Origin of the sequence: Burkholderia sp. Se-20378, from assembly GCF_017104665.1 — a bacterium.
GTDB classification, from domain to species: domain Bacteria; phylum Pseudomonadota; class Gammaproteobacteria; order Burkholderiales; family Burkholderiaceae; genus Burkholderia; species Burkholderia lata.
The window spans coordinates 1-7,629 of record NZ_JAAGPG010000406.1; the positions used below are offsets into that span (position 1 = coordinate 1).

Below are 7,629 nucleotides of genomic sequence, written 5' to 3' on the forward strand. Positions count from 1 at the left end.
TCGGCGGCCCGTACGTCCCGCCCGTCGCGCAACGCGCGCCGCGCACGCGCTGGGCCCATTCGTCCGAGCCGATCGATTTCGCGGCGCTCGCGGGCAAGCGCATCGGCGTGGTCGGCGCAGGCGCATCCGCGTTCGACAATGCGGGCACCGCGCTCGAAGCCGGCGCCGCGCGTGTCGACCTGTTCTTCCGCCGCATGGACATTCCGCGCATCAACAAGCTGACCGGCATCGGCAGCCCGGGCCTCGTGCATGGCTACGCCGATCTCGACGACGCGACGAAGTGGCGCTTCATGCACTACGCGCTGACATCGCAAACACCCCCGCCGCGCGACAGCGTGCTGCGCGTGTCGCGTCACGAGCATGCGCATTTTCATGCGGGCAGCCCGATCGAGACGCTCGCGGAACACGCCGGCGGACTCGACGTGACGACGCCGCGCGGACGCTACACGGTCGACTTCCTGATCTTCGCGACCGGCTTTCATTCGGACTGGACGACGCGCGCGGAATTCGCGTCGTTCGGCGCGCACGTGCGGCGCTGGAAGGACCGCTATCGACCGGAACCGGGCACGTGGATCGACGAGCTCGCCGAGTCGCCCGATCTCGGCCCCGCGTTCGCATTCCAGGAGCGCGAGCCCGGCACGTGCGCGGCCATTACGCGAATCCACTGCTTCAACCATGCGGCGAGCCTGAGCCACGGCAAGCTGTCCGGCGATATCCCGGCCATCAGCGCGGGCGCCAGGCGGCTCGCGCACGGGATTGCGAGCCGGCTGTTCGACGCCGACCGCGATCGCCACTACGACGCGCTCGTCGCGTACGCGAACGCCGAACTGCAAGGCGACGAATGGCGCGACGCCGGCGCGTGAGCGCACGCTCATCGATCACACTGACGACGAAGGGAACCCGAAACGATGACTGAATCCATCACGCCGGCCGCTGCGCCGGACACGATCGACGCCGTAGCCGGCCTGCGCGAAGGCGATGCGATCGCCGCGCTGCGCCGCGCGCGCGACAAGGTGCTGCTTCATACGCGGCTGAGCGAAGCTGCGCTGTTCGATCCCGCGCTGCCCGATCTTTCGTTACCCGAAAGACTGCACGCGGCACGATATGTCGCACGCAAGTCGAATGCGCAGGCATTGGCCGACACCTATCGCGCACGACTGATCGACGCAGGCGGCACGCTCAACGAGATCGCACGGGCTGACGCCGATGCGTTCGACGCGCTGCCCCGCCGCATCGGCGCGATCCTGGCGCATGCACGCCTGCTGACGCGCGCCCCTGTCGACGCACGCCCGTCCGATCTCGACGCGCTGAAGTCGGCCGGACTCACGACGCCCGCAATCGTCGCGCTGTCGCAGCTCGTTGCGTTCGTCACGTATCAGTTGCGCGTCGCCGTTGCCGCGCAAGCGCTTCAGGCACGTACCGCCAGGGAGGCCGCATGACGACGACCGCCCACGGCTTCACGTCGGACACGCTCGGCTGGCGTGCGTGGCTCGACACCGTGTCGCTCGATGCCGCGACGCCCGATCAGCTTGCCGTGCTCGAAGCGAGCCACCCGCAAGCGAAGACGTCCGACTATTACCTGCTGCTCGTCCATCTTCCCGAGATCCTGCGGCAACGTTCGGGCGTATTCAACGCGATCATGTACGGCCCTGGCGGCCTGTCGCGCGCGGAGCGCGAACTGGCGAGCACGGCCGTGTCGCGCGTGAACGGCTGCGTGTACTGCGCGTCCGTGCATGCACAGCGCTTCGCGCAGCTCGCGAAACGCACCGATGCGATCGAGCAGGTGTTCGACGATCCGGCGACGGCCGGCACGACGGCGCGCGAACGCGCGATCATTCGCTATGCGATCGCGCTGACGGAGCGGCCCGATACGGTCGACGCAAGCGATATCGCCGCGCTGGAAGCCGAAGGGCTGACGCATGAGGAGATTCTCGACCTGTCGCACGCGGTCGCGATCTTCGCGTGGGCGAACCGGTTGATGCTGACGCTGGGCGAGCCGGTGTTTCCGGAGCCGGCGGCCAGCGCCTGATCACGTGGCGGTACCTGCTCCTTTACAGGTGGCCGCCCCGATCGCGGTGCGACACCCGGCGCCCATGTGCTTCATCGACGACGCGGATTTCGAGTGCTCGACATTCGCGTCAGAACAGGCCCGGAATCAGCCGGTACCGCACCTTCTCCTTGTACGCGCGATAATCCGCGTCTTCCGACAACACGCGCTCCTCCAGGCTGATGCGCCCGATCTGCAGCAGCATCCAGCTGGTGATCATGAACACGTTTCGGGGACTGTAGTTGGCGAGCACGAAACCGATCTCGGACAACAGGTAGGCGGCATAGATCGGATGACGCACGAACCGGTACGCGCCGACCGAAACGACTCCGCGATTGGCGGGCAGCAGACCGAACGAGCGCCCCAGTGAAAGCTTCGCGAACAGCTGAAACGCAATCCCGCACAATTGCAGGCTTCCGCCGGCCCACTCGGGAATCAGTTGTGTACTGGCGTCCAGCTGATAGGTGAGGCAGTAGAACGAACCGCCAAGGGAAAAGCACACCGCGACGGGATGCCAGTCGCGCCGCTTCGGCAATTTCGCGAATGCCGACAATCCGACGGTCAAGACTGCGGAGACCAGCAGCAGGATCAACGTGATCCGGCCTGGATTCTGGCGCCACGGTATGTAAATCAGATAGACGAATACGCCCAGCACGGTCACCGAAGCCACGCGAGCGCCAAGTTCAATCAGATCGATCGACTCCGACTTCGACTTCGACTTCCCATCCGCAACTGCAGCATGCGGCATCAGGGCCGCTTGCGTGCATTCTCCCCGCCCCCCTGCATCCTGTATGGCCTGTTTCATCTTATCGCCCCGTCATTTATTGCGGCTTTTTTATATTGCCGTTTCAGATTAGCATGCCCGCCCCATTGAAGCAGATCAAAGTTCTGACTTTGTGACGTTGATTGGTGTAAGTCCCGAGAACACGGGCAAATGGAAAACGGGAAGGGTTGAATGTCGCAACTGCCGGACAATACACAGCGCACTCCGCTCCTCAATCAGGCGAAATAATTTCGCTTTCCGTCAATTTATTCGCTTGCATTCGGAATGAATCGTGGCCGGGTAAACACCACGTACGCGATGGCTGTGATCGCAACGGCACAACGACGCCCAGCCAGGAACTTCGCATCGGCACACCCTTTTGCACTGCCGCCGCTGCGTCGCCTGCATGCCTGCGTCACGCCTTGTGCGTCGACAGCAAGATACTCGTCTCGGTATTCGCGATCCCGTCGATCAGCCGGATCGCGCCGAGCACGCGATCGAAGTGCTCGAGCGAATCGGCATGCAGCTCGGCGACGAGATCCCAGCGCCCGTTGGTGCTGTGGATCGACGCAACGTTCGGATGCCCGCGCAGCACCTTCACCACTTCCGCGCCGCGATTGCCCTGCACGGCGATCGACATCAGCGCGCGGATCCGGTGCCGTTCCGCCGCCGGCTTGAGCCGCACCGTATAGCCGACGATCACGCCGTTCTTCTCCAGCCGCGTCAGCCGGTTCTGCACGGTCGCGCGCGCGACGCGCAATTCCTTCGCCAGCGCGACGACGGGCAGTCGCGCGTTGTCGCGCAGCAGCGCGATGAGCTGCCGGTCGACGTCGTCGAGCGTGATCATGAGCGGAGCTTCCTGTTGAACGTATACCGGCCGCCAGCGTGCCGGAGGCTGCACATTCCGACCAGTGGAACTTGGTCAAACTGCCAGATCGGGCCAGCATTTTGACAAGTCTATCGATAAATCTGCCACTTTTGCCGTCTTTTTGTTGGCTCGACTCGCCGAAATAATGATGCTATCGACCGGCCGAACACGCCGCTCCGCCGCTTTTCATCAAGCCTGAGCTCACGCCGAAGCACTCGTCAGGTCGACCAGAACGCCAGGGACACCCGTCCCGGCACTGAGAGAACTTGCAAAGCATGGGACCCGAGTAAGCGCTGAAGCGCTAACTCGGGTCGACAGGAGACAAACGCATGACCCGCTTCCTCGACGTTCCCGCCACCGCCCGACTGATCGCCAAAACTGGCGTCACGACGTTCCTCCGCGAGCTCGTCGACACGCTGCGCGCCGATTACCTGCACTGGGCCGACTTCGACAAGTCGCCGCGCGTCGCGTGCCACTCGCGCGACGGCGTGATCGAACTGATGCCCGTCGCGAACGCGTCGCTGTTCGCGTTCAAGTACGTGAACGGCCACCCCGTCAACGCCGCGCGCGGGATGCACACGGTGATGGCGTTCGGCGCGCTCGCCGAAGTCGATACCGGCTACCCGCTGCTGCTCGCCGAACTCACGCTGACCACCGCGCTGCGCACGGCCGCCACGTCGGTGCTCGCCGCGCAAGCCCTCGCACGCCCCGACGCGCGCACGATGGCGCTGATCGGCAACGGCGCGCAGAGCGAATTCCAGGCGATCGCATTCCACACGCTGCTCGGCATCGAAGAAATCCGCGTATTCGACGTCGATCCGCACGCAACCGACAAGCTCGTGCAGAACCTCGCCGCGTACCCGGCGCTGCGCGTCGTACGCGCCGCGTCGACCGCCGACGCCGTGCGCGGCGCCGACATCGTGACGACCGTCACCGCCGACAAGGCGTACGCGACGATCATCACCGCCGACATGATCGAGCCCGGCATGCACCTGAACGCCGTGGGCGGCGATTGCCCGGGCAAGACCGAACTCGAAGCGGGCGTGCTGCATGCGGGCCGCGTGTTCGTCGAATTCGAGCCGCAGTCGCGCATCGAGGGCGAGATCCAGCAGATGCCGGCCGACTTCCCTGTCACCGAGCTGTGGCGCGTGCTGCAAGGCGAGACGACCGGCCGCGAACGCGCGGACGAAGTCACGGTGTTCGACTCGGTCGGCTTCGCGCTCGAGGATTACTCGGCGCTGCGCTACCTGTATGCGCTCGCGCAGCAGCACAACGCAGGCGTCGAGATCGCGCTGATTCCGCCGGCCGTCGACCCGAAGAACCTGTTCGCGCTGATCGACGACCCGGCCGCGATCGCGCAGGGTCACGCGGCGTACGTGACCGAAGCCGTCGCCGCGTTCGCGCGCTGACCGTCATCCCCGGGCGGCCCGTGCGCCGCCCGGCCCCTTGCCTTTCGCTCCTGCCTTCCATGAATCTCGTATCGATCCAGGCGCCGGCCGCCGTCGTGATGATCCGGCCGCACCGCTTCCTGCCGAACCCGCAGACCGCGGCCGACAATGCCTTCCAGCGCACATCCGGCGGCACGGCGAACGACGCGTCGTCGGTGTCGGCCGCCGCGCGCGACGAAGTCACGGCCGCTGCGCAGACGCTCGCCGACGCGGGCGTGCGCGTGCACGTGTTCGACGATCACGGCGAGCGCGACACGCCCGACTCGGTGTTCCCGAACAACTGGTTCTCGACGCACCCGGGCGGCCATGTTGCGCTGTATCCGATGTACAGCGCGAACCGCCGCCGCGAGCGGCGCGCGGACGTGATCGAGATGCTGAAGGCCGAGTACCGCGTGCAGGACGTGATCGATTATTCGGGCCTCGAATACGACGACGTGTTCCTCGAAGGCACCGGTGCGATGGTGCTCGACCACGTCGCGCGGATCGCGTACACCGCGCGTTCACGCCGCGCCGATCCGGTCGCGCTCGAACGCTTCTGCACGAACTTCAATTTCGAGCCGATCTGCTTCGATACGGCCGATGCCGACGGGCGGCCGATCTATCACACGAACGTGATGATGAGCGTCGCGACCGAGTTCGCGATGGTCGGCCTCGAACTCATTGCCGACAGCCGACGCCGTGAAGAAATCGCGCAGCGGCTGGCCGAAACCGGGCGCACGGTGATCGCGCTCGATGCATCGCAGATCGCGAATTTCGCGGGCAATACGCTGGAATTGTCGGGCAAGGAAGGGCGGGTGCTCGCGCTGTCGCGGCGCGCGTACGACTGTCTTACGCCGGTGCAGCGGGCGACGATCGAACGTTCCGCACGGCTGCTGCCGCTTGATGTGCCGACGATCGAACTGGCCGGTGGGTCGGTGCGCTGCATGCTGACGGGGATTCATCTCGCACGGCGGTCGGCCACGCCGAGCGTGACAGCAGTGGAATCGGCCGCATCGCCACGCGAGACGACGCCACAGATCTGACCGGCAGGCTGACAACGCACATACGGCTGCCGATGCGATGCAACGGCAGCCATCCGCGTATTCGAAGGACGTTGAATCGGCGAGCGTCAGCCCGCATCGGCAACACCGCGAAATACTCTGGCATCCGAACGATGCCAGAGCACACCGCGCCACTCACCCCGCCAGCAGCTTCAACCCCGCCGGCAGCGTTTCGCCGAACACGCGCACCGTGTCGGCTTCGTCGAACGCAATTGCTTCGCGCACCATGTCGATCCACGCCGTCGACGCATTCGCGGCCGACAGGCGCTTGATCACGGCCTCGCGTGTGTCATCCGGCAGGTCGCGCGAACGGTCTCCGGTCATCCGCGCAATCTGCGCGACCGCGAACGCGGCCGGTTCGACCTGTTTCCAGTCGAGCGCAAACAGCGCATCGAGCCAGCCGTTGGCGACTTCCGCCGGCACGACGCTGTGCGCGCTGCCGTAGAACGGCCGGCGCGCGCCGATGCGCCCGAGTGCCCACGCGCACAGCGCACGGTCGGCGGGCTTCTGCAATTGCGCGATCAGCCGCGCGGCCAGTTCGACCTTGCGTTCGACGGGCAGCCGCTCGAGCGACGCGGACAGCCGTGTCATGTCGGCCGGCCCGACCTTGCCCGGATCGAACGGCAGCTTGCGCCGCTTGTCGTCGGTCGGTTCGAGGAATGCGATTGCATCGCGCACCTGCGTCTGCGCATCGTCGTCGAGGCCGCCGGCCACGCGCCGCCACAGCGTCCACCACTCCGACCACACCTGCCCGTCGGTCACGTATTGAATCCCGTCGTCGAACAGCGGCCACAGCTGCTCGATGCGCCACGCATCGAGCGGATGGCCGAAGCCCGGACGCAGGCAGTACCCGGCGAGGTTCAGCCAAGCACGTTCGTGATCGGCCGAGCGCCGGCGTCGCCGTGCGCGCGCGAGCAGTGCATCGAACAGTTCGCGCGCGAGCTCGACGTCCCACGCCTCACGCGCGCCGAGCACCTGTTCTAGCTGCGCGCGCAGCCGCCGCGTGTCTTTCGGCGTGACGCCGACGGCCTTGCTGCCGAACGAGCGCTCGATCAGTTCGATCGCCTGGTCGAGACGCGGATGCCGCGCGAGCGCAGCGTCGTCGCCCTGCGCGGGCGCGTCGCCGCGCAACTGGAATTCGAGCCGCCAGCGGCGCGCCGCATCGTCGGTCGCGATGCAGTGCATTTCGAGCGTGCCGACCTCGGTCAGCGACGCGGTGAGCTTCACCGGCGTTTCGCGCGCATCGCCGCCCGCTTTCGCGTCGACGACCGTCGCGATCGGCGGCAGCCGCACGAAATCGCCGCCATCGAGATCGACGAGATCGCCGGGCCGGTATGCCGTTTCAGCCACGGTCGACACAAGGTGGAAACGCACCGGCTGCCCGAGTTGCAGCGCGAACGTGCGATCGTCGAGCCGGATCTCGTGGCCTTCCTCCGCACCGCGCGGCAGCAGGCAGACGCCGC

The 7,629-nt window shown here is 66.3% G+C and carries 6 protein-coding genes and 2 pseudogenes; 5 read left to right on the forward strand and 3 right to left on the reverse strand.

Features of this window, described 5'->3' with window-relative positions; genetic code table 11:
* From G3N93_RS29555 to G3N93_RS29565, 3 genes and pseudogenes are all read left to right on the forward strand, one after another.
* A pseudogene (locus G3N93_RS29555) lies at positions 1 to 863 on the forward strand (NAD(P)/FAD-dependent oxidoreductase); the annotation flags it as partial.
* Positions 864 to 908: 45 nt separating this feature from the next.
* The gene (locus G3N93_RS29560; RefSeq protein WP_206134544.1) at positions 909 to 1,439 is read left to right on the forward strand and encodes a CMD domain-containing protein; all 531 of its coding nucleotides are present in this window, start codon (positions 909 to 911) and stop codon (positions 1,437 to 1,439) included.
* Positions 1,436 to 2,029: a peroxidase-related enzyme gene (locus tag G3N93_RS29565; RefSeq protein WP_174938326.1), complete on the forward strand. Its 594-nt coding sequence runs from the start codon at positions 1,436 to 1,438 to the stop codon at positions 2,027 to 2,029. Before G3N93_RS29560 ends, G3N93_RS29565 begins: the two co-directional genes overlap by 4 nt.
* 109 nt (positions 2,030 to 2,138) lie before the next feature.
* Here G3N93_RS29565 and G3N93_RS29570 read toward each other — a convergent pair whose 3' ends face one another.
* Both G3N93_RS29570 and G3N93_RS29575 read right to left on the reverse strand, forming a co-directional pair.
* Positions 2,139 to 2,795 (reverse strand): isoprenylcysteine carboxylmethyltransferase family protein, encoded by a 657-nt coding sequence (locus G3N93_RS29570; RefSeq protein ID WP_241026754.1) that lies wholly within the window; start codon positions 2,793 to 2,795, stop codon positions 2,139 to 2,141.
* A gap of 430 nt (positions 2,796 to 3,225) precedes the next feature.
* Positions 3,226 to 3,657, reverse strand: a complete 432-nt coding sequence (locus G3N93_RS29575; RefSeq protein WP_006479718.1) for an Lrp/AsnC family transcriptional regulator — start codon at positions 3,655 to 3,657, stop codon at positions 3,226 to 3,228.
* A gap of 350 nt (positions 3,658 to 4,007) precedes the next feature.
* On the opposite strand from G3N93_RS29575, the gene G3N93_RS29580 reads away from it, so the two are divergent.
* Together G3N93_RS29580 and ctlX are read left to right on the forward strand one after the other, a co-directional pair.
* On the forward strand, positions 4,008 to 5,087 hold the full coding sequence (locus tag G3N93_RS29580; protein WP_206134545.1) for an ornithine cyclodeaminase: 1,080 nt from the start codon (positions 4,008 to 4,010) through the stop codon (positions 5,085 to 5,087).
* Between the two features lie 59 nt (positions 5,088 to 5,146).
* Positions 5,147 to 6,148, forward strand: coding sequence for a citrulline utilization hydrolase CtlX (gene ctlX / locus G3N93_RS29585; protein WP_206134546.1), 1,002 nt, complete (start codon positions 5,147 to 5,149; stop codon positions 6,146 to 6,148).
* A gap of 153 nt (positions 6,149 to 6,301) precedes the next feature.
* Here the strand turns inward: ctlX and G3N93_RS29590 are convergent.
* A pseudogene (locus G3N93_RS29590) lies at positions 6,302 to 7,629 on the reverse strand (molecular chaperone DnaK); the annotation flags it as partial.